At 69.1% G+C, this 19,534-nt stretch carries 19 protein-coding genes; 6 read left to right on the top strand and 13 right to left on the bottom strand.

From position 1 onward, the window contains the following. Positions 1–2: 2 nt before the first annotated feature. From DDQ50_RS08505 to DDQ50_RS08485, 5 genes are all read right to left on the bottom strand, one after another. Positions 3–857, bottom strand: a complete 855-nt coding sequence (locus DDQ50_RS08505) for a CDP-alcohol phosphatidyltransferase family protein (RefSeq protein ID WP_116756335.1) — start codon at positions 855–857, stop codon at positions 3–5. Between the two features lie 3 nt (positions 858–860). Next, positions 861–1,916: a glycosyltransferase family 2 protein gene (locus tag DDQ50_RS08500; protein WP_116756334.1), complete on the bottom strand. Its 1,056-nt coding sequence runs from the start codon at positions 1,914–1,916 to the stop codon at positions 861–863. Between the two features lie 127 nt (positions 1,917–2,043). Beyond that, the gene (locus DDQ50_RS08495; protein ID WP_116756333.1) at positions 2,044–3,639 is read right to left on the bottom strand and encodes a S1C family serine protease; all 1,596 of its coding nucleotides are present in this window, start codon (positions 3,637–3,639) and stop codon (positions 2,044–2,046) included. A gap of 95 nt (positions 3,640–3,734) precedes the next feature. Beyond that, on the bottom strand, positions 3,735–4,403 hold the full coding sequence (locus tag DDQ50_RS08490; protein ID WP_116756332.1) for a PKD domain-containing protein: 669 nt from the start codon (positions 4,401–4,403) through the stop codon (positions 3,735–3,737). Between the two features lie 152 nt (positions 4,404–4,555). Further along, positions 4,556–5,092: a hypothetical protein gene (locus DDQ50_RS08485; RefSeq protein WP_133245943.1), complete on the bottom strand. Its 537-nt coding sequence runs from the start codon at positions 5,090–5,092 to the stop codon at positions 4,556–4,558. Between the two features lie 75 nt (positions 5,093–5,167). On the opposite strand from DDQ50_RS08485, the gene DDQ50_RS08480 reads away from it, so the two are divergent. After that, positions 5,168–6,367 (top strand): aminotransferase class I/II-fold pyridoxal phosphate-dependent enzyme, encoded by a 1,200-nt coding sequence (locus DDQ50_RS08480; protein ID WP_116757362.1) that lies wholly within the window; start codon positions 5,168–5,170, stop codon positions 6,365–6,367. Between the two features lie 139 nt (positions 6,368–6,506). On the opposite strand, the gene DDQ50_RS08475 is transcribed toward DDQ50_RS08480, so the two are convergent. Next, positions 6,507–7,319, bottom strand: a complete 813-nt coding sequence (locus tag DDQ50_RS08475) for a carbon-nitrogen hydrolase family protein (RefSeq protein WP_116756330.1) — start codon at positions 7,317–7,319, stop codon at positions 6,507–6,509. Between the two features lie 96 nt (positions 7,320–7,415). On the opposite strand from DDQ50_RS08475, the gene DDQ50_RS08470 reads away from it, so the two are divergent. Further along, positions 7,416–8,198 (top strand): class I SAM-dependent methyltransferase, encoded by a 783-nt coding sequence (locus tag DDQ50_RS08470; protein WP_116756329.1) that lies wholly within the window; start codon positions 7,416–7,418, stop codon positions 8,196–8,198. A 5-nt stretch (positions 8,199–8,203) separates the two neighbouring features. On the opposite strand, the gene DDQ50_RS08465 is transcribed toward DDQ50_RS08470, so the two are convergent. The 3 genes from DDQ50_RS08465 to DDQ50_RS08455 form a co-directional block, all read right to left on the bottom strand. Beyond that, the gene (locus DDQ50_RS08465) at positions 8,204–8,713 is read right to left on the bottom strand and encodes a cupin domain-containing protein (RefSeq protein ID WP_116756328.1); all 510 of its coding nucleotides are present in this window, start codon (positions 8,711–8,713) and stop codon (positions 8,204–8,206) included. Positions 8,714–8,737: 24 nt separating this feature from the next. Further along, positions 8,738–9,793, bottom strand: coding sequence for a hypothetical protein (locus DDQ50_RS08460; protein WP_116756327.1), 1,056 nt, complete (start codon positions 9,791–9,793; stop codon positions 8,738–8,740). Positions 9,794–10,036: 243 nt separating this feature from the next. Then, positions 10,037–10,573: an NADPH-dependent FMN reductase gene (locus DDQ50_RS08455; protein ID WP_116756326.1), complete on the bottom strand. Its 537-nt coding sequence runs from the start codon at positions 10,571–10,573 to the stop codon at positions 10,037–10,039. Positions 10,574–10,673: 100 nt separating this feature from the next. Between DDQ50_RS08455 and DDQ50_RS08450 the strand changes: the two genes are divergently transcribed. Next, complete coding sequence (locus DDQ50_RS08450; RefSeq protein ID WP_116756325.1) at positions 10,674–12,104, top strand: O-acetylhomoserine aminocarboxypropyltransferase/cysteine synthase family protein; 1,431 nt, start codon at positions 10,674–10,676, stop codon at positions 12,102–12,104. 11 nt (positions 12,105–12,115) lie between these two features. Next, positions 12,116–13,438 (top strand): LLM class flavin-dependent oxidoreductase, encoded by a 1,323-nt coding sequence (locus DDQ50_RS08445; RefSeq protein WP_116756324.1) that lies wholly within the window; start codon positions 12,116–12,118, stop codon positions 13,436–13,438. Between the two features lie 16 nt (positions 13,439–13,454). On the opposite strand, the gene DDQ50_RS08440 is transcribed toward DDQ50_RS08445, so the two are convergent. Beyond that, entirely contained in the window at positions 13,455–14,195 is a 741-nt protein-coding gene (locus DDQ50_RS08440) for a hypothetical protein (RefSeq protein WP_133245942.1), read from the bottom strand. Between the two features lie 218 nt (positions 14,196–14,413). On the opposite strand from DDQ50_RS08440, the gene DDQ50_RS08435 reads away from it, so the two are divergent. Further along, complete coding sequence (locus DDQ50_RS08435; RefSeq protein ID WP_116756322.1) at positions 14,414–15,928, top strand: O-antigen ligase family protein; 1,515 nt, start codon at positions 14,414–14,416, stop codon at positions 15,926–15,928. On the opposite strand, the gene DDQ50_RS08430 is transcribed toward DDQ50_RS08435, so the two are convergent. Further along, entirely contained in the window at positions 15,822–16,649 is an 828-nt protein-coding gene (locus tag DDQ50_RS08430; RefSeq protein ID WP_240614313.1) for an SGNH/GDSL hydrolase family protein, read from the bottom strand. The genes DDQ50_RS08435 and DDQ50_RS08430 overlap by 107 nt on opposite strands. A 412-nt stretch (positions 16,650–17,061) precedes the next feature. On the opposite strand from DDQ50_RS08430, the gene DDQ50_RS08425 reads away from it, so the two are divergent. Then, the gene (locus DDQ50_RS08425) at positions 17,062–17,673 is read left to right on the top strand and encodes a hypothetical protein (RefSeq protein WP_116756320.1); all 612 of its coding nucleotides are present in this window, start codon (positions 17,062–17,064) and stop codon (positions 17,671–17,673) included. A 255-nt stretch (positions 17,674–17,928) separates the two neighbouring features. On the opposite strand, the gene DDQ50_RS08420 is transcribed toward DDQ50_RS08425, so the two are convergent. Together DDQ50_RS08420 and DDQ50_RS08415 are read right to left on the bottom strand one after the other, a co-directional pair. Then, complete coding sequence (locus DDQ50_RS08420) at positions 17,929–18,675, bottom strand: matrixin family metalloprotease (RefSeq protein ID WP_165829752.1); 747 nt, start codon at positions 18,673–18,675, stop codon at positions 17,929–17,931. Between the two features lie 86 nt (positions 18,676–18,761). Further along, the gene (locus tag DDQ50_RS08415) at positions 18,762–19,475 is read right to left on the bottom strand and encodes a FadR/GntR family transcriptional regulator (RefSeq protein WP_116756318.1); all 714 of its coding nucleotides are present in this window, start codon (positions 19,473–19,475) and stop codon (positions 18,762–18,764) included. Between the last annotated feature and the right edge of the window lie 59 nt (positions 19,476–19,534).

Below are 19,534 nucleotides of genomic sequence, written 5' to 3'. Positions count from 1 at the left end.
GGTCAGCCCCTGACACGCCTCGACGCCATGATCGCGACGAAGTGACCGGCGAGGGCGAGCAGCGAGAGCGGGACGAGGATGCCGACCAGCCAGCGGTCGACGACGAGCTCGCCGTCGGCCACACCCGCGGCCGAGACGACGAGTCCGAGCACGGCGGCCGCGAAGACGATGATCGTCAGCTCGACGGAGTGGTACAGCCGGTGGAAGGGCACGAACCGCGCCGCGCGGCGGAGAGTAGCGACCAGGCTCTGCGTGGGAACCGACTCCTCTTTCCGGTCGGCGAGCTTGGTGAGGCCGGCGTTGGCACGCGCGACGTGGACCATGTCGTTGAGGGCCTTGTTGAGCACGATGATGAGGGCGAGAGCGAAGCCGAGCGTGGTCCAGGCGAAGTCGCCCGGCACCTCGAACGGGTAGCCGGCGGCGCGGATGCCGAGGGCGACGGCGATGAGCGCCTCGGTCGTGTAGTGACCGACCTTGTCGAGGAACACTCCTGCCGGAGACGAGGTGCCGCGCCAGCGGGCCACCTCCCCGTCGCTGCAGTCGAGGAGCATCTGCACCTGGCCGAGCACGAGCGCGAGCAGCGCCCCTCCGATGCCGGGGATGAGCAGCGCGGCGGCCGTGGACCAGCCGGCGAGGATCATCAGCCCGGTCACCCCGTTGGCCGAGATCGCGGTGTGCAGGAGCGGCCAGGTCAGGTACGGCGAGATGCGACGCAGATACAGCGAGGCCGTCCAGTGCTCTGCGTTCGCACGGAGGCGGACCTCGGGCGGCTGGGTGACGGCGCGCTGTTCAGCGATCGACGTCGGCACTCTTCGGTGAGGAGCCGAGGGCGCGCCTGCGGTCTTGGCGTCGGACACGCGTCACCTTCCGGTGTAGGCCTGGATGTTGCGGGTGAGCTTCGCGATGCCGAAGAAGAATCCGATGCCCCAGCAGAAATGGATGCAGGGCAAGACTAGGAGAAACCAGAGACGCGCGCGAAGCGGCAGACGACGCCCGATGACGATGGTCGCCGCGACCACGAAGAGCGCGTACACGGCGGGGATGACGAATCCGATGAGAGCCCAGGGCACGGCTCCGACGATCGCCTGGACGACGCCGACGAGTCCGAGCAGGAGCCCGACGATGACCCCGAGCACCATGACGGGCGGAACGAAGTAGCGGATGCCGTTGGCCGAAGGGTCCCGGCGGGCGAGTTCGCCGCGCCACAGGCCCGTGCTGAGGAACTGGCGAGCGAGTCGACGCACGCTCGAACGGGGTCGGTAGACGACTCGGAGGGCGGGGTTGAACCAGACGGTCTCACCGCTCTTGCGCAGGCGCCGGTTGAGTTCCCAGTCCTGGCCTCGTCGCACGCCCTCGTCGAAAAGGCCCGCGGCCTCGAGGCGGTCGCGCTGGAACACTCCCAGGTAGACCGTCTCGGCCGGGCCCTCATCGCCGCCGACGTGCAGTCGTGTGCCGCCGAGCCCGACCGGCGAGCTGTAGGCCAGGGCGACGGCCTGTTCGAAGGGCGTCTTGCCCTGGGCGTCCATGATGCCGCCCACATTGGCGGCCCCGGTGCGGAGGATCGTGTCGACCGCGATGCGCGTGTAGTCGCGCGGCAGCACCGAGTGGGCGTCGACGCGGACCACGATGGGGTTAGAGGTCGCCCGGATGGCCACGTTGAGCCCCTCGGGTGTGGTGCCGAGTTCGTTGACGACGCTGCGGATGCGGGGGTCGGCGGCGCTCAGCCGGGCGACGAGTTCGTCGGTGCCGTCCGTGCTGGGGCCGAGGGCCAGCATGACGTCGAACTCGCCGGCGTAGTCCTGGTCGACGAGGCTGGCGACGGCGGCCTCGACGTGCTCGACCTCGTTGAGCACGGGCATGACATAGGAGACCGCCGGGAGGCTGGCCGGGGTCGGGTCTCCCAGGTGCTCTGCCATCGTTTTCGGAGTGTACCGGGCGAGTCTGGCGGGGCGGAAAAGCCGGATGGGTGTCGCGGAGGTTGCGCGGACGAGCCGAAGGGCCGGCAGTCGATGACTGCCGGCCCTTCGTTTCACTACCGGAGGATCAGAGGCTGAGCGTTCCGAGCGTGACGGTGGCCTCGTAAGTCTTGCCGCCGCGGACGTACTGCAGGTCGGCCTTCGCACCGGCCGCGAGGTAGCGGACCTGCGCGGTGAGGTCGGTGGAGCTGCCGACGGTGACACCGTTGAACTGGGTGATGATGTCGCCCGACTTGAGGCCGGCCTGTTCGGCGGCCCCTCCGCTGACGACCTCGTCGATGTAGGCACCAGCCACCTTGGCGGTCTCGTCGGCCGACGTCGAGTCGGCGACGGATGCGCCGAGCAGACCATGGGTCGCGACGCCGTCGGCGATGATCTCGTCGGCCACGCGCTTGGCGAGGTTCGACGGGATGGCGAATCCGACGCCGATGCTGCCGGACTGCGAGGAGGACGAGCTGCCGGCGCTCGCGATGGCGACGTTCACACCGATGAGCTCACCGCTCGAGTTGAGGAGAGCACCACCCGAGTTGCCGGGGTTGATTGCTGCGTCGGTCTGGATGACGGGGACCGAGATCGAACCGGTCGACTGGGTCTGCTGCTGCTGGGACTCGTCCTGACCCGGGATGTCGAAGTTCCAGAAGTCGTACGGGTTGCTTCCGTCGCCCTGGTCGGTGCCGTCTTCGCCGTCCTGGGTGTCGGGCACGGCCGACGAGGCGACGGTGATGGAGCGACCGAGGGCGCTGACGATGCCGTCGGTGACGGTCCCGCTCAGGCCGAGGGGCGCGCCGATCGCGACTGCCGTGTCGCCGACGTTGAGGTTGTCGGAGTCGGCGAAGTCCATCGGCGTGAGGCCGCTGGCGTCGGTGAGCTTGATCACGGCGAGGTCGACGACGGGGTCGGTGCCCACGATGGTCGCGTCGTAGATCTTGCCGTCGGCGGTCTGGACGGTCACGGCAGCGTCGGCGACGGATCCGTCGAGGGTGACGACGTGCGTGTTGGTGAGGATGTAGCCGTCGTCGGTGAGGACGATGCCCGATCCGGTGCCCGCGGACTGTCCGCCGCTGACGGAGATGGTCACGACCGAGGCGGATGCCTTGGCGGCGACCGCGGTGACGGTGGTTGCGTCGTCGGTGCGGTTGACGGTGACGTTCGTGCCCGTGCCGGTCTGCGTGACGACGCGGGTGTTGCCCGATCCGATGAGGGAGGCGATGCCTGCGCCGGATGCGCCACCGAGGATGGCACCGACGGCGAGCGCGGCGATCACGGGGACGGCGATCCCGCGGCGAGCGGTGCGGGGCGCCTTGGTCTTGGTCGCCGCGGGTCCGAATGCGGAACCGTCGCCGGCCTGCGCTGCGGGCGGGATGTCGTAGATCGAGGCGGCCGGCTGGGCAGGCGCGGCCGCGTAGGCGCCGGGCTGGGCCGGGGCTGCGGAATGGGCGGCGACGGGAGTGGTCGCGGCGGCGGGTGCAGCGGGGCTCTCGGCGGCGGGTGCAGCGGGGGCGGCCGGGGTGACGGGCGTCGCGTCGTTGCTCGGCGTCGTCTCGGCGCTGGGTGCAGTGTGGGCGCTGGCCGTGGTCGGCGTGCCCTCCGCGGGGACGGCCTCGCCTGCGGGGGTGGTGCTGGGGACGGCGTCGCCCTCGGGAATCTGGGGGTTCTCAGTCATGGTCTTGCTCCTTCCGGTGAATGAAGCTTCCCCCGCCAGACTGTGGGCGCCGTTTGGAACGCATAAGCACGACCTGGTGCTTTCTTATGAATCGCCTAGCAGAGGGAGGCCGCAACCGTTCCGCAGCGTTCTGCGACGAGGACGGTCGAGGCGGCGGAGACGATGAGGTCACGGGAGGGCAGGTCGATCACCAGCTCCCCCACGACCGGGCCCCACGCCGATCCTCCGAAACGATACTCCGCGCGGTAGACCACTGCGCCGGTGACGGTGAACGACCCCTTCGAGGTGTAGCTGTGGGCGGTTGCCGTGGGAGTGAATCTCGGGACGCCGAGCGCCTGCCAGGTCGCTCCTCCGGTCGTGGTGGTCCGGGTGGTTCCGTCGCCGTAGTCCCATCGCCAGGATGTCGGGGTGAAGCGCACTTCGGCAGGTGCGCCGAGCAGCGTTCCGGCAACTGTGTGCTGTGATGCGGGGGCGACGAAGTTCGCCGGTAGACCGCGGACCGCCCACCCCGCGGGCTCGCTCGTGAATTCCGTCGCGGATGGTCGGAACGTCGCGATGTCGGCGAGGGTGATGGGCCGCGACGGGATATCGGTGCCGGCGAAGTTGACGAGGAGATCGTTGCGGCAGATGACTCCCGGGATGGCATCGGCACCGCTCGAGCAGTCGTTCGCGTCGCGATAGACGAACGGCTCGTCGCCGTCCGAGTCTTCGGTTCCCGGTTCCCCCTGACCGCCGGGCAACGTCGCCTCGGCTCGGACGTTCACCTCACGCCCGTCGGAGTCAGCCGACGTCGAAGGGGTGCATTCTCCTGACCAGATGTCGTCCTCAGCACATTGACCACCAGCTGCCCACGCACTTTGAAACGAAGCCGCGCAGACAAAAATCGCTGTAGCGACGATCGTGCCTGCCAACTTAGTCAACACTTCGAGCCCGATTGCCATAGTTGCCGATTAGCCGGAATCAGTTGGCCACCGGCGACCTCGAACGTGACCTCAAATGGCAGCCTGTCGCGCCGATCCGGACTTACAGTTGTCTCTCCCGCCTCGTTGACCACATCAACGTTTGTGACGTCTAGACACAGGTAGGCGACTACCTCGAGAGAGTCTTGGCGTTGCAAGACCAGGGAATCGAAGGTGGTCTCCCCCTTGAGCGTCAGGCTTTCATCCCGGAAACGCTCAAACGTCGCCAACACCCCTTCCAGCACATCGCCGGACGCGAGATGCTCGATCCGCTCGGGATCGACTCCGCCCTCGCTCGCTATCAGATCGCTCATCTCGGTGTAGGCCGCATAGGCCTTCTCCGCGGCGGCGAGGGCTTCCTCGTCGGACGCGAACACGGGAGCCGAGGTTGTGGCGACCGGCTCGGGCTCGCCGATCGTGGTCGTCGTGCAGGCTGTCAGCGAGGCGAGCGCGACGAGCACCCCCGCTGCGGCGACGATCCTTCGTGCGGACATGGCTCCGACCGTAGAACGGCGCCCCGTGTCGGCGGGGAAAGTATCCACAGCGCCGGGCGGGTACCGTTGACGTTCGTGACGGTGCAGGGTGCATGGCAGCGAGCAGCCCGTGGCGCGCTCCTCCTCGATGACGACGGGACGGCGCGGACCACGATCTTCGCCGAGATGAGTGCGCTCGCCGCCTCGACAGGCTCGATCAACCTCGGCCAGGGATTCCCCGACTACCCGGGTCCGGTCGAGGTGACCGACGCGGCGCAGCGGGAGATCGCGAACGGCAACAATCAGTACCCGCCCGGCCGTGGAATGGCGGTGCTCCGCGAGGCGATCGCCGAGCATCAGAAGCGCTTCTACGGACTCGTCGTCGACCCCGACACCGAGGTGCTCGTCACCGCCGGCGCGACCGAGGCCCTCAGCGCAGCGATCCTCGCTCTCGTCGAACCGGGCGATGAGGTGCTCACCTTCGAGCCCTTCTACGACGAGTACGGGGCCGTCATCGGTCTCGCCGACGGAATCCACACCACCGTCCGGTTGCGATCCCCCGACTTCGCGCCCGACCACGACGACCTCCGCGCCGCCGTGACCGACCGCACACGGCTCATCATCGTGAACACTCCCCACAACCCCACCGGGGCTGTCTTCGACCGAGAGACGCTGCAGCTCATCGTCGAGCTCGCCGAACGCCACGACGCGCTCATCGTCACCGACGAGGTCTACGAGCACCTCCACTACGACGGCTCGACCCACACCCCCATCGCGACCCTGCCCGGGGCCGCCGAGCGCACCATCACGATCTCGTCGGGCGGCAAGACCTTCAACACCACGGGCTGGAAGATCGGCTGGGTCATCGCGACAGCTCCGCTCATCTCCGCGATCGTCGCCGTCAAGCAGTTCCTCACCTACGTGAACGGGGCTCCGTTCCAACCCGCCATCGCCGCAGGACTGCAGCTCCCCGACGCGTTCTACCGCGACCTCGCCAGCGACCTGGCAGGCAAGCGCGACCTCCTGGCCGGCGGACTCCGCGCTGCCGGCTTCGACATCACCCTTCCCCGCGCGGGCTACTTCATCGTCGCCGACGCGGCCCCCCTCGGCTACGACGACGGCGGGGCGTTCTGCCGCGCGCTGCCCGAGCTCGCAGGTGTCGTGGCCGTGCCGATCTCCGCGTTCTGCCTGCCCGGCAGTGCCGGCCAATACGGCTCACTCGTGCGCTTCGCGTTCTGCAAACGGCTCGAGGTGCTCGAGCAGGCTTCGGAGCAGCTCGCTCGACTCAGCGTCTGAGGTTCGGGGCGGTCCCTGAAGCGGGGTGCGGGTCTCGGTAGGCGCTGCGCGCTACTCGACCTCCGACGAGTGGCCGCCCGTTGAGCCCGCGAAACGAGCGGCGCCGACCTCGATGAGGTACTGGCCGCTCGTGGAGGGATCAGATGGGTTCGACCTTGAAGCGGCGCAGCGACAGGGCCGGGTTCTTCGCGCGCACCTGGGCGAGCCGCTCCGTCGAGATCCACGCGACAGCCACGTCGACCGCTTCGCCGATCTCGACCATGTGAACACCCATCGGCCCGACGATCAGGCTGTTGCCGACGCCCACGGGAGGCGCGTGGTCGGCTGCGGCCACGTAGATGGTGTTCTCAATGGCGCGTGCGGTGACCAGCGTGCGCCAGTGATGCTCCTTCAACGGACCGCGCACCCATTCGGCGGGCACGAGCACGAGGTCGGCGCCGGCATCGACGAGACGACGGGTCACCTCGGGGAACCGCACGTCGTAGCAGGTCTGCATACCGACCTTCACGCCGCGGACCTCGAAGATCTCGGGCTCGGCAGCGGGATCGCCCGGGATGACCCAGTCGCTCTCCTTCTGCCCGAACGCGTCGTAGAGGTGCAGCTTGCTGTAGCGGGCGATGACCCCGGTGCCGTCGACGGCGACGAGGGTGTTGGAGAACTTGCCGCTCGCGTCGACCTTCTCCACGACTCCCGCGACCAGCGTCACGGTGAGACGCGCCGCGAGAGTGCGGAGCGACTCGACGAATCGACCGTCGAGCTGCTGAGCGTTGCGCGCGAAGCTGCCGTCCATCGGGTCGGCGAAGTACGAGGAGTACTCGGGGAACACGATCAGCTGGGCCCCGCGATCCGCGGCGAGAGTCGCGAGCCCGGTGATCCGATCGAGGTTCTCGACGGCGTCGCGGCCGGGCGCGAACTGCGCGACGGCGACCCCCAGTTGCGCATCGTTGACCATGGGCACAGCCTAGTTCGGCAGTCCCGGCACCGATGGAACCGAATCGGGGCGGATAGCATCGACCGCGATCCGCTCGATTCGAGACAGGGGTGCCCGATGGACGAAGAGCTCGACCCCTGGTCCGAGGTCGCCGACGCGTGGTCGCGATACTGGGCCGGATTCCCCGAGCCCGTCTGGTCGCAGATCGCTGCGACCGCCGGAGTCGGCCCGGGAACGCGCGTGCTCGACATCGGCTGCGGCAGCGGTCAGGCGTTGCGCTGGTTCGCGGAACGCGGGGCCTCCGTAGCAGGCGTCGATCCCGCCATCGGAATGCTCCAGCTCGCGGCGGCTCAGGTGCCCGGCATGCTGGGGCCTCTGGGCGAGAGAAGCACCGATCACCTGCGCCCCGGCGACTGGGAGGACCTCCCCTGGCCGGCCGCGCACTTCGACCTGACGATCGGCATCAACTCGCTGCAGTTCGCCGAAGACCAGCTCGATGCCCTTCGCGAGGCGGTCCGCGTCACCGCTCCTGGCGGGCACATCGCGGTCGCCAACTGGGCCGAGGAGTCGCAGAACGATCTCGCCGTGCTCGAGTCCGCTGTGCAGCGCGCGATGGACGACGAGCCGACACCCGACGACCCGCTCCGTCACGCGGGGGGCCTGGACCAGCTGTTCGCCGGGGCAGGCATCGCAGTCGTCGACTCGGGGATCGTCGACCTGCCGTGGTTCCTCGACAACGAGGACGCACTCACCGCAGCGATCCTTTTCGGCGAGGACGACGAGACGGTCGCCATCCTGCGCCCGGTCGTGCTCGAGGCGGCGGAACCGTTCCGGGTCGGTGACGGGTACCGACTCGTCAACCGGTTCCGGTACGCGGTGGGGCGCACACCGACCGACTGATCGCTTCAGGCGTCGCCGGGCATGGTGAAGTCGGCGAAGTCGAAGCCGGGCGACACCATGCAGCTGACGAGCGCGTCCTCGGTCGAGACGAGCGTGCGCTGCCACTCCCCCGCCGGGATGATCTCCTGCGCCGGAAGGCCGTGCGACGAGTCGCCCAGCACGACGACCTCGCCCTCCACGGGCTCATCGCCGTAGCCGCCGTGCTGGAGACTGACGGGCCCCGGGCCGTTCCAGATCCAGACCTCGGTCGAGGTCACCCGATGCCAGGCCGACACCTCGCCGACGGGCAGCAGGAACAAGATGAGCGTCGCCGCCGGTCGGATCCGCAGCGAGCCGTCGGGGTCCTCCACCGTGACGGTGTCGCCCGACGTCCAGGTGCGGCGGTACCAGCCGCCCTCGGGGTGCGGGAGCAGTTCGAGTCGCGCAGCGAGGGGTGGCCTGCGGACCCGTTCGATGAGTCGCCCGTCGACCGCGAGTCGGTCGAACACCTCTGCATCGAGCTCTGAGCTCGCCATCGGACCTGTTCCCTTCCCGTGTCGTCAGATCGCGGCGCTGACTTCGCGATGGGTTTCGAGGAGCGGGATGGTCTGATCCTCGGGGGCTCGGCCGCAGCCGCATTCGGTGGCGACACCGAACTCGCCGACGTGACGGCGTGCCGTCGAGATCCGGCGGGTGGCGCCCTCGACGCCGTCCTCGCGGTGGATGAGACCGAGAAAGAGATCCGTGCCCTCGGGCAGGACGAGCGATTCGAGCGGCAGGTAGTAGGCGTCGTCGTCACGCGCGATCGGCACCGGCAGGTGGATCCAGTCGATCGGGCGGGGCGCCGCGTCGACCAGCTCCTGGGCGAACCGGGCCAGGTTGCCGGTGTCCGCGGGCTCGAAGAAGTGCTTCTCACCGGCGTCGCCGTAACAGAGGTGGAAGCCGACCTCGACGGGCTCGGGCACCCGACCAGCCTGCTCGACCGCACGCGCGATGACGCCGTCCCAGACGTCGTCGAACCAGGGCCGGTAGGCGCCGCCGAAGCGGTCCTCGTAACCCGACCCCTCGATGAAGGCGAACTCGACGGCGGTGTCCCACTGGATCGCAAGCTGCTCGTGCGGGATCGCGTCGACGATCGTGTCGAGCTCGCGGTAGATCGCGGCGGCGTAGACGGGCTCGAATGCGGCGCGGTCGGCATCGATGATGAAGGCGCCGACGACCGCGGCGGGTGTCGGCAGCGACACCTGGAAGCGCGTTCCGGCGGCGATCACGCCGGCGGCTTGAAGAGCCGTGAAGACCTCCCACGACTCGAGTGCCGAGTCGGCGTACCCGAGCGACGGCAGCTCGAGGTCTGCCGCGGCGACACCGTCGGCGATGCGGAGCGGGCGGACATCGAGGTGCTTCACGAGGAAAGGAGTGTCACCGACGCGCTCGAGCCCCTCGGTCACGGCGAGGACGTCGGGCTGGAAGGCGATCCAGTGGAAGCGGTCGCCGACCTCGCCGTCGGGGATGCGCTTGAGCCGGTCGCCGAGGATCTCGGCCGCTGCACGCATCGTCGATTCCGCATCGGGAAGGTTCACGCTGCCGACGAGAAGTGCGCCGCGGGGTTCTGTCATCGGTTCGTCCCTCCTCCGGGCCCTCCGTCCGAAGCGCCTGTCAACAGCATCCCCGCCGGGCCGGCTCCCGTCCAACGGGGGTGTCACACGGCGTCACCGGAGTCCCGCCGCCGCCTCGGATCGACCAGTGCTGTCGGTGACCTGGCGGCGGTCGGTCTCGCGATCCCCGCTGCTCGACCTCGGGGCGGTGCCCGGCCCGCCCGCTGAGCCCGCCGAAGCGAAGGGTCCAGGCGAGACCCGGACTCAGATGAGCGGGGTCGCGCGCTCGACCGCTGCCGCGATCCGGAGGCGGAGAGCGTCTGTGACCCGCTTGTCCTCGTCGAACCCGGAGTCGTCGGTGGGAACCCCGATCGGCAGCACCCGCGACTGGAAGAACGCGAACAGGGCACGGAGGTGGTGCTCGACCAGGGCCGCGTCCCCCGCGGCGCCGGCGGTGGCCGAGAGCAGAACGGGTCGGTCGACGAGTGCGAGCTGTCCGACATGGTCGAAGAACAGCTTGAACAGCCCCGTGTAGGTGGCTCGATAGGCGGGCGAACCCACCACCAGCACATCGGCGGATTCGACGCGTTCGAGCGCCTCCCTCGCGGACGGACCGAGCTGGGGCCGCCAGACACCGGCCGCCAGCTCCTCGCGCAGTCCGGCCAGCTCGATCGTCTCCGCCGTGCCCCCGAGCGCCTCGGCGAGCGCCGCGGCGATCTCGGTCACGAGCGCGGTGGTGCGGGACGGATCGGTGGGGCTGCCGCTCACGGCGACGATGCGGAGGGCTGCGGGTGTGCTCACGCAACGATTGTGGGCCGTGCCGACTCGGGCGTGCGCAACGCGTCGTAACAGAACGCCTCATGGAATAGGTCCGCGGCCGACGCGGTGCGACAGTACCGGGATGACGAGCGCAGGTGATGGCATCCAGGCTTCGGGACCCGAGCAGGGTTTCGCCACCCGGCAGGTGCATGCCGGTCAGGAGATCGATCCGGCGCACGGGGCCCGGATCACGCCCCTCTACCTGTCGGCCGGCTTCGCCTTCGACGACTTCGACGAAGCCGCCGACCGTTTCAACGGCGGCGCCGGCTTCAGCTACACGCGACTCGGCAACCCGACGACCGCGGCGGTCGAGCGCAAACTCGCGGCCCTCGAGGGCGGAATCGACGCCATCGCGGTGAGCAGCGGGCAGGCGGCCGTGAGCGTGGCCCTCCTCGGTGTGCTGAAAGCCGGCGACCACCTGCTCTCCGCCCGCAACATCTACGAGGGATCGCGCGGCCTGTTCCGCGACGTGCTCTCGCGGATGGGGATCGCCGTGGACTTCGTCGACGAGCACAACGACCCCGATGCCTGGCGTCGCCTGACCCTTCCGACCACCCGCGCGTACTTCGTCGAATCGATCCCGAACCCCCGCAACGACCTAGTCGATCTGCGGCTCGTCGCCGACGTCGCACACGAGCACGGCGTGCCTCTGCTGGTCGACAACACGTTCGCGACCCCCTACCTGGTCCGCCCGATCGAGCACGGCGCCGACGTCGTGGTGCATTCCACCAGCAAGTTCCTCGCCGGGCACGGCAACTCCCTCGGCGGCGTGATCATCGACAGCGGTCGATTCCCGTGGGCGCGGTATGCCGAGCTGCACCCGCATCTGACCCAGCCGGCATCGGGTGGGGACGCCAGCTTCGTCGACCGGTTCGGTCCCGCCGCCTACTCGCGGTTCACCCGCGATGTGATCGCCTCACGGCTCGGGCCCACCGTCTCGCCGTTCAACGCCTTCCTGCTCCAGCAGGGTCTCGAGACCCTGTCGCTGCGGATCGCCCGGCACTCCGAGAGCGCCCTCGAGATCGCCGAGTGGCTCGAGCAGCGGCCCGAGGTCGAGTCGGTGGACTATTCGGGGCTCGCCTCCAGTCCGTACCGCGCACTCAGTGAGCGGTACCTGCCGCGCGGCGCGGGCTCCGTCTTCTCCTTCACCCTCCGCGGCGGCGAGGCCGCGGCGCGGGCGGTGCACGACAGCGTGGGACTGTTCACCCGGATGACCCACCTCGGCGACGTCCGCTCCCTCGTCCTGCATCCGGGCACGACGAGCCATGCTCACGCGACGGCCGCCGAGAAGGAGGCCGCCGGAATCCTGCCCGGCCTGCTGCGCGTCTCGATCGGCCTCGAAGACGTACCCGACCTGCTCGCCGACCTCGACCAGGCGCTGGCCCGCATCCCGGTGGAGACGCGACCCGCGTCCGGGCGGATCGCGCCTCCGTCCTCCCCCGAGGACAGCCCTCGCGATGCCCACCGGATCCACGAACACATCCTGCGCCGCGCCGCGGTCTCGATCGCCTGAGGAGCAGCAGCGTGCCACGTCAGCAGCATTTCGGTTGGTTCTTCGCCCGCGGCTTCGGCCCCCAGGGCTGGTCGAAGCCGTACTGGGAGTGGGGGTACGAGTGGCGCACCCCGCGCATCTACCAGCAGTCGGCTCGCGAGCTCGAGCAGGCCGGTCTCGACCTGGTGATCATCGAGGACGCCATCTCGCTCGGCACCGATGAGACGCTCGACCTGCGGGTCCGGTCGGCCTACGGCGGCCCCAAGCACGACCCGCTGATGCTCGTGCCCTACCTCTTCGACGCGACGGAGCACATCGGCTTCGCGCCGACCGTCAATGCGGGAGCCACGCCTCCGTACCTGGGCGCCCGCCAGTTCGCGACCCTGCAGCACCTCAGCTCGGGACGGGTCGGGATCAACCTCGTCACCGATGTGAAGAGCGCACGGCACTTCGGCCTCGAGGAGCTCGCCCACGACGCCGCCTACGAGCGCGCCGAGGAATGGATCGACGTCGCCCGCAAGCTCTGGCGCAGCTGGGGCGAGGGCGCCCTGGTCGAGGATCGGGCGACGGACCACTTCGCGGACGCCTCGCGACTCGACCGATTCCGCCACGAGGGCACCCACTTCAAGGTCGCCGGCCCGCTCAACTCGGTTCCGTTCGACGGGCTGGGCGAGCCCACCATCGTCTCCCCCGGCGGCTCGGGCCCGGGTCTCGCCTTCGCTGGGCGCAACTCCGATGTGCAGCTCGCGCTGGCCCGGCTGACGGTGCCCGAGGTCCTTAAGTACCGGGCGAAGATCCACGACGCCGCGATCGCGCAAGGGCGCAGCGCATCCGACATCAAGGTGCTCTTCGTCTTCCAGCCCGAGATCGTCTCCAGCGCCGAGGAGGCGGACCGTATCGTCGCCGCCTCGCTGACTCCGTCCGATGCCGTCGTGCGCGCGATCCTCGAAGGTCAGTCCAGCGATCTGGAGACCGATCTCACGGTGCTGGACCTCGACAGGCCGCTCGACCCCGGGATCTTCGGTCAGCACGTCTCGCAGGGCACCATCAAGGGCCTGCTCGGTGCTCATGCGTCGTTCGCCGATGCCACCCTTCGCGAACTCGCGGTAGCGAAGGCGCGCAAGGGACGCATCACGGACGGGACCGGCTTCGTCGGCACGGCGGAGGAGGTCGCCGACTTCATCGAACTGCTCGGTGACGACGCCGAGAACGACGGCTTCATCTTCTCGGGCGACCTGCACCCCGTGACGATCCACCGGACTCTCGATGAGCTCGTGCCGATCCTGCGGCGCCGCGGAATCCTCCGCACCGAGTTCGGCGACGGTGGGCTGAAGACCAACCTCGCCGACTTCTGACGTCGGATCCGGGCGCTCAGCGCGGAATGGTCTCGTCGCAGGTCGCTCCCTCGGAGCCGTCGACGGACGAACCCTCGGACGACGTCGTGCCGGGGACCGGTTCCGCGGTCGGCGCCACGTCGGTGACGGTCCCGTCGGCACCGACCTGGACACCGGGGAGTTCCGAGCAGACCACCAGAGGCGGGTCGGTGCTCACCCGCGCGATGGGGAGGATGTTCTCTGCGATCACGTCGAGACCGTCGAGCGCGGCGCGAACCCCCGGCTTGGTCTTGCCGCACGCGTCGACCGGCCAGGCAGCACGCAGGGCCTCGCCCTCCTCCGTGACGAGCCACAGCTCGGGGACGATCTCGTAGTCGGCGGTGCACGGTCCGTCGGTGGGAGCGTCGCTCGCCACGGCAAGTGCGGAGATGAGCGGTTCCAGGTCGCCGTCGTAACGGGTCTCCCGCACCGCCGACCACATCTCGCCGTCGATCTCGGTACCCATCTCGCCCGTGCACAGGATCGCCTGCGTCGCCGGGAAGCCGTCGGGCACAGCGCCCGCAGCCGGCGCGACGGGATGCTGCCCGCCGTCCGCCGACTCGGTCAAGCCGAGGTCGCTGAAGTAGCGGAGACCCGAGCTGAGGCAGTCGGCGCTGGCGACCGTCTCGGCCGACCGGTCGGGCGCGGCCGGCTCGGTCGTCGCGACGCACCCGGCGAGCGCCCCGACGAGCGCGGCGATGCCGAGCATCGCCGTCACGACTCGCTGTGGTCCGGGCACCCGATAATCCAACCTCAGACAGGTGTCGGATTGGGACACGGACCGGTCACGATCGTCTATGAGCTTGCAGAGACGATCCTGCGACGAGCGGTGCGCGCCGAGGTCCGGTTAACGCTCGATGACGCCGCCGGAACACCCGTCGACGGGCGGGCGAATACATCACGAACTCTCAAGTGTCGCCCAGTGAGTCCACAAGACCCGCTCATTATCGTCACCCTGTGCTCGCCGAACGGTTCCCTCTTCCCGGGTCGGTCGACCCCGGGAACCCGCGCACCCACGCCGACTCCCGCGACCAGCTGATCGCGACCTCGTTGATCTTCCTGCTGTTCGCGGGACAGGGCTTCCGGGACCTCCTGGGCTGGGTGGGTTACCTGGCTCTCGCGGCGATCGCGCTGGTCTACGTGTGCATCCGACTGTGGTCGTTCCGCCGCGACCCGCGCCTTCTGCGAGCCCCCATCGCCCTCGTGCTCTTCCTCGCGGTCTGCGGGGCATCCATCATCTGGTCGAACTACCAATGGGCGACGAGCCTGGGCCTCCTCGCGCAATGGGCGACGACGCTCGCGGCTCTGCTGCTCGCCCTTCTGCTCGGCTGGGATCAGCTGATCCGCGCGCTCGCGACAGCGATGCTGTGGATCCTCGGGCTCAGCCTGGTCTTCGAGCTCGTCGTGAGCGTCGTCATCCGGGATCGTCTCGCGCCCCTCTGGTCGGGGATCGGTGCCGACGCACCGGGGCCCATGTACTGGAGCGAGAACCATCTCTTCGAGGGCGGTCCGATCCAGGGCATCGTGGGCAACCGCAATCTCCTGGGCTTCATCGCCCTCCTTGCGCTCGTCCTGTTCGCTGCGATGGCGGCGAGATCGAGCCGGCGACTGCGCTGGCAGGTCGCACTCGCCCTTCCCGTGGTCACGATCCTGCTGACACGCTCGGCCACCGTCGTAGGTCTCGCGCTCGCGCTGGGCGCCCTGCTCACGGTCGTCGCGCTCCTGCGCCGGCTCCCCCGGCATCGACGTCGGCAGCTGCTGATCGCCGTCGGTGCTCTCGCGGCCATCGCCATCGTGCTGGCACTCGCATTCCCCGAGACCGCGCTCGGTCTGCTCGGCAGGACCGACGCGTCGGGGCGAGGCGAGATCTGGCGGACCGTGCTGTCGCTCGCCGAGCAGCGTCCGATCCTCGGCTGGGGCTGGGTCAGCTATTGGGCGCCGTGGGTGTACCCGTTCAACGGGCTCGTCGTCATCCAGGGAGTCGAGTACCTGCAGGCGCACAACGCCCTGCTCGACCTGCTGCTCCAGGTCGGGGTCGTCGGCGCACTCGCGGGAGCGATCGCCGCGGTCGCTGCGGTCACGACCGCGTGGCGCCGCGCACTCTCGACCACCGGTCCGGCGCTCCGGAGCCCGGCGGTCGTCGCCCTGCTGCTGCTGGCCGCGCTGCTCGGTCAGTCGCTCACCGAGAGCCGTCTCCTCCTTGAGGGCAACTGGGCCCTGTTCGCGGTGCTCGCCGTGAAGCTGTCGTTCGACGCGAAGGCCTCGAGCGGTCGCCCCTCGGTTCGCGCCGTGCGAGTCGAGGGCCGAGGTCGCGACGGGCGGAGCGTGCACGCGCTCGCGTCACGACGATGGATCGATCGGGGCGCTATCCCGATCCCAGCCGACGCTCCTTCGCGAGTCGACGCAGGCCGCCCTTCACCGGAACACGAACCGGTTCGGGCCAGCGGGGCGAGAGGTCGTCTCCCAGCGTGACCCCGCGCAGCTTCCGCTGAACCAGGGGCAGCACCCAGTCGAGGATCCACCTCCGGTGCTCTCGCTCACGTTCGCGGAGGGTGCGACGCACGCGCGGCTCCGCGGGTGCGGGCCGGACCCGGTGCGGCACGTCGAGGATCTCGAGGACACGCGAGGCGAGGTACCTGTGGCCGGCCTTGGACATGTGGAGACGGTCCTCCGCCCACATGCGCCGATCCGCGAAGGCCTCGAACCGCTGGTAGTCGACGAGCACCGCTCCGTGCTCACGCGCGATCCGGCGGACACCTTCGTTGTAGACGCGGTTGCGTCGTTTGAACGGTGCCAGTATCGGATGCACCTGCACCTCGTACCCGGTGAACAGCAGGACGGTCGCGCCCGACCGGACGAGCCTCACGACCATCGCCTCGTACTGATCGAGGAGGGCCCCGATGTCGGTGCCGACATCGAGGATGTCGTTCCCGCCGGCGTACACGGTGACGAGCGTCGGACGCAGCTCGATCGCGAGGTCGACCTGGTCGGCGACGATCTCCCGCAGCCGCTTGCTGCGCACCGCGAGGTTGGCGTACTCCCACCCGGGCTCGTTCTTCGCGAGCCGCTCGGCGACCCGGTCGGCCCATCCGCGCACGCCGTTCGGAAGGTGTCGGTGGGGGTCCCCCACTCCCTCCGTGAACGAGTCGCCGATCGCGACGAACCGCCTCACGCCGTCCGGATCGCCTGGCACCCCCAGGCGCGTCTCCCCCGCCATCGTCGGAATATCGCAGAACGCGGCGGCTCGTGCGTGACCCGCAGACGACGTCGTCGTGACGCGGATATGTCCTTCCGGGGTCGATGTTCGCGGAGCGAACATCGCCGGATCGCCCGGATTGCAGGTGCCGGCGTTACCCGCCATTCTCTTGTTACCGGCCACTTCGGGTTGTGACCGGGACGTCCGCTCCCTGGGTAGGAGCGCGAACCTTCCGAGTTCTGATCTCGGACTGGGGGAAGAACGCGGGGGCGTTCTTCCCCCCATCTCGTTAACGGCTAGTCGTATCCGCACGATGCGGGAGACAGCCGGCTGGTGAGTCGTCCGCCTCGGCGAAGTACGCTCGGGGTGGGGCCAGGAAGGTCGGGCCCCGGCGTGGAGAGGGCACGGGATGCGTGTGCGGGGACGACGGAGCGATTCCGCCGCCGACCTCGCGATCATCACTCCCGCGGAGGAGCCGTCCGTCGAACGCCAGGTCGAGGAGGGCGTGCTCATCGTCGCCGCATCTCTGCGACTGTCGATGAAGAACCGGCTCATCGTCCGCGCGCTCCGCGACGGCGAGCTGTACGACGACACCTGGATGACGGGTGCGCTGCGCGGCGAGATCGACGACCTCATCGCGGAGAAGACATCCGATGCCGACCGGCTCGAGAACACTCGGGCACGGGCGCAGTCCCGCAGGGGCCGCCCGGGCGACCCGGCCGACTACCGGCGCATGGACGTGCATGCGCTCGCGATGCGCGAGCAGATCACGCGTGTCCTCACGATGAGGATGGCCGAGCTCGCCGACGACCGGACCTTCACCGACGCGATCATCGCCGCAGCCCGCGAGGCCGCCCTCGACGAGATGCTCGGTTCCCGACTCAAACCGTCCTTCGACCCGGCCGACGACCCCACCTACGCCAGGGAGCGTCGGCTCAGGATCAACGCGCTCAAAGAGGACATCTGGACCGCCTACGTCGACCGCGACTGGAGTACGCGGACGTCGTTCTTCGTTCCGTGAGCGCAGCGGTGATCGCTGCCGATGTTCGCCCAGCGAACACACGACGGGCACCCCGATTGCATGACATTCCCATCCGCGCCATTCTCTTCTTACCGGCCGCTTCGGGTAGCGACCGGGACAGCTTCTAGGGGTAGGAGCTAAGAACCTTCCGAGTATCTGATCTCGGACCTGGGGGAAGAACGCGGGGGCGTTCTTCCCCCCATCTCGTTAACGCGGTCACCGCGCATCGAACAGTCGGCCCCCGAGGCGCCGTCGTCAGTCGAACCGGATGAGTCCCGGCTCGTTGCCGGGGTACGGCGCCTCCGGCTTGATGGGCTTCGTGATCTTCGAGTAGATCGCCTCGATGCCGTCGATGTCGTCCTGCATCGGCTTGCCCGGCCAGGTCGAGTTCGACATCAGCGACTGCGCCGAGTCGGGGTCGGCTGCCGGGTGAGCGAGTCCGAGCACATGACCGATCTCGTGGGCGATCACCGACTGCGACCGGAACAGGGTCGCCTCGCTCATGCTGCGGCGATAGATCGAGTCGTTGATGAGGACGTATCCGCGGCCGGTGCTGTACCGGTTGCCCGGCTGGTTGATGTAGCCCGTCCGGCCGCCCGTCGCGAGCACCGAGCTCTCGCCTCCGGTGATCGTGCCGTCGCCGTTGCTGTCGTAATAGGACACGGAACCCCAGATCTGCACGTCGCAGACGCTGCTGTAGGCGTGGCCCTCGGTGGGCTTCAGCGACCGGAAGCGGATCCTGTCGGTGGCGTCGTTCCAGACCGACACGCTGCGACGCAGGACCTCGGGCCAGAAGCCGGGATCGGCGCCCTGCGCGAGCGTGCTGTCGTAGCAGACGTCGATGTTCTTCGGGTCGAACCCGAAGCCCTCGAAACCCGCATTCTTCTCGTACGAGAACAGCCCGTACGCACTCGCCGGCTGAACGGCGACCATCGTCGACACGATCACCGCCGTCGCTGCGATGAGCCCGACGGCTGCTCTGCGCATCTTGGTCTTCCCCATTTGCATTACCTCCCCAGGTGCCCCCACGCGGGGGCGCTCCTCCACCCTAGGCAGAGGCTTGCGAGGGGAACAGCCCCGGAGGACGCCTACAGGTCGAAGGGCGGCTCTCCGGCGCGAAGGTCTTCGTCCGAATCGCGGAGGGCATGACGGATCGCCCGTTCCGCCGCTGCCGGATCGCCGGCGCGCACGGCGTCGAGGACTGCCTGGTGATCGGGGACGGGGTCCATCCACTCCGCATCGGGATGGTGCTGGATGCGGTTGCGCGCCTCCAGAGCGTGGGTGATGACGACATCGAGCTGCGCGTAGAGCTCGTTGTGGGTGGCCTGGAGGAGGGTCAGATGGAACTCCAGATCGGCCGCGCCGAGCATCTCGACATTCTGTCCCGCTGCGGCGAAAGCCTCGAAGGCCGACTCGAGCCGCTCGATGTCCGCGTCCGTTCGACGGGTGGCCGCGAGTCGCGCCGCCGCCGGTTCGATCGCGTCGCGCAGTTCCGACAGGTCGGCGAGCAGCCGGTCATCGTCGCGCTGCGCCTCGCGCCGCCACATCATGATGTCGGTGTCGAGGAGGCTCCACGCGTCGCGGCCGCGGACGAAGGTTCCGCGCTTCGGACGGGAGTCGACGAGACCTTTGGCACCCAGCACTTTGAGCGCTTCGCGGATGACGGTCTTGCTCACTCCCAGCTCGGGTTCGAGACCATCGATGTCGATGGTCGAGTGAGGCGGGTAGTCACCGCGGATGATCCGGAGACCCAGGATTCCGACGACCTCGCCGTGGAGGCCGCGCCCCGGATACACCGCCATGGGACACGACCATAGCGCAGGCGCCCCCGTTAGAGGAGGCTTACTTGCTATTTCTGCAT

The sequence above is a fragment of the Amnibacterium flavum genome (assembly GCF_003097495.1).
Lineage (GTDB): Bacteria > Actinomycetota > Actinomycetes > Actinomycetales > Microbacteriaceae > Naasia > Naasia flava.
This window is presented reverse-complemented; position numbering and strand designations above follow the sequence as displayed.

Bases quoted from the DNA above. Each gene is read 5' to 3' on its own strand.
- DDQ50_RS08500 (WP_116756334.1), bottom strand. From the start codon at position 1,916: ATGGCAGAGCACCTGGGAGACCCGACCCCGGCCAGCCTCCCGGCGGTC.
- DDQ50_RS08495 (WP_116756333.1), bottom strand. From the start codon at position 3,639: ATGACTGAGAACCCCCAGATTCCCGAGGGCGACGCCGTCCCCAGCACC.
- DDQ50_RS08485 (WP_133245943.1), bottom strand. From the start codon at position 5,092: ATGTCCGCACGAAGGATCGTCGCCGCAGCGGGGGTGCTCGTCGCGCTC.
- DDQ50_RS08475 (WP_116756330.1), bottom strand. From the start codon at position 7,319: ATGGTCAACGATGCGCAACTGGGGGTCGCCGTCGCGCAGTTCGCGCCC.
- DDQ50_RS08470 (WP_116756329.1), top strand. From the start codon at position 7,416: ATGGACGAAGAGCTCGACCCCTGGTCCGAGGTCGCCGACGCGTGGTCG.
- DDQ50_RS08465 (WP_116756328.1), bottom strand. From the start codon at position 8,713: ATGGCGAGCTCAGAGCTCGATGCAGAGGTGTTCGACCGACTCGCGGTC.
- DDQ50_RS08460 (WP_116756327.1), bottom strand. From the start codon at position 9,793: ATGACAGAACCCCGCGGCGCACTTCTCGTCGGCAGCGTGAACCTTCCC.
- DDQ50_RS08450 (WP_116756325.1), top strand. From the start codon at position 10,674: ATGACGAGCGCAGGTGATGGCATCCAGGCTTCGGGACCCGAGCAGGGT.
- DDQ50_RS08425 (WP_116756320.1), top strand. From the start codon at position 17,062: ATGCGTGTGCGGGGACGACGGAGCGATTCCGCCGCCGACCTCGCGATC.
- DDQ50_RS08420 (WP_165829752.1), bottom strand. From the start codon at position 18,675: ATGGGGAAGACCAAGATGCGCAGAGCAGCCGTCGGGCTCATCGCAGCG.
- DDQ50_RS08415 (WP_116756318.1), bottom strand. From the start codon at position 19,475: ATGGCGGTGTATCCGGGGCGCGGCCTCCACGGCGAGGTCGTCGGAATC.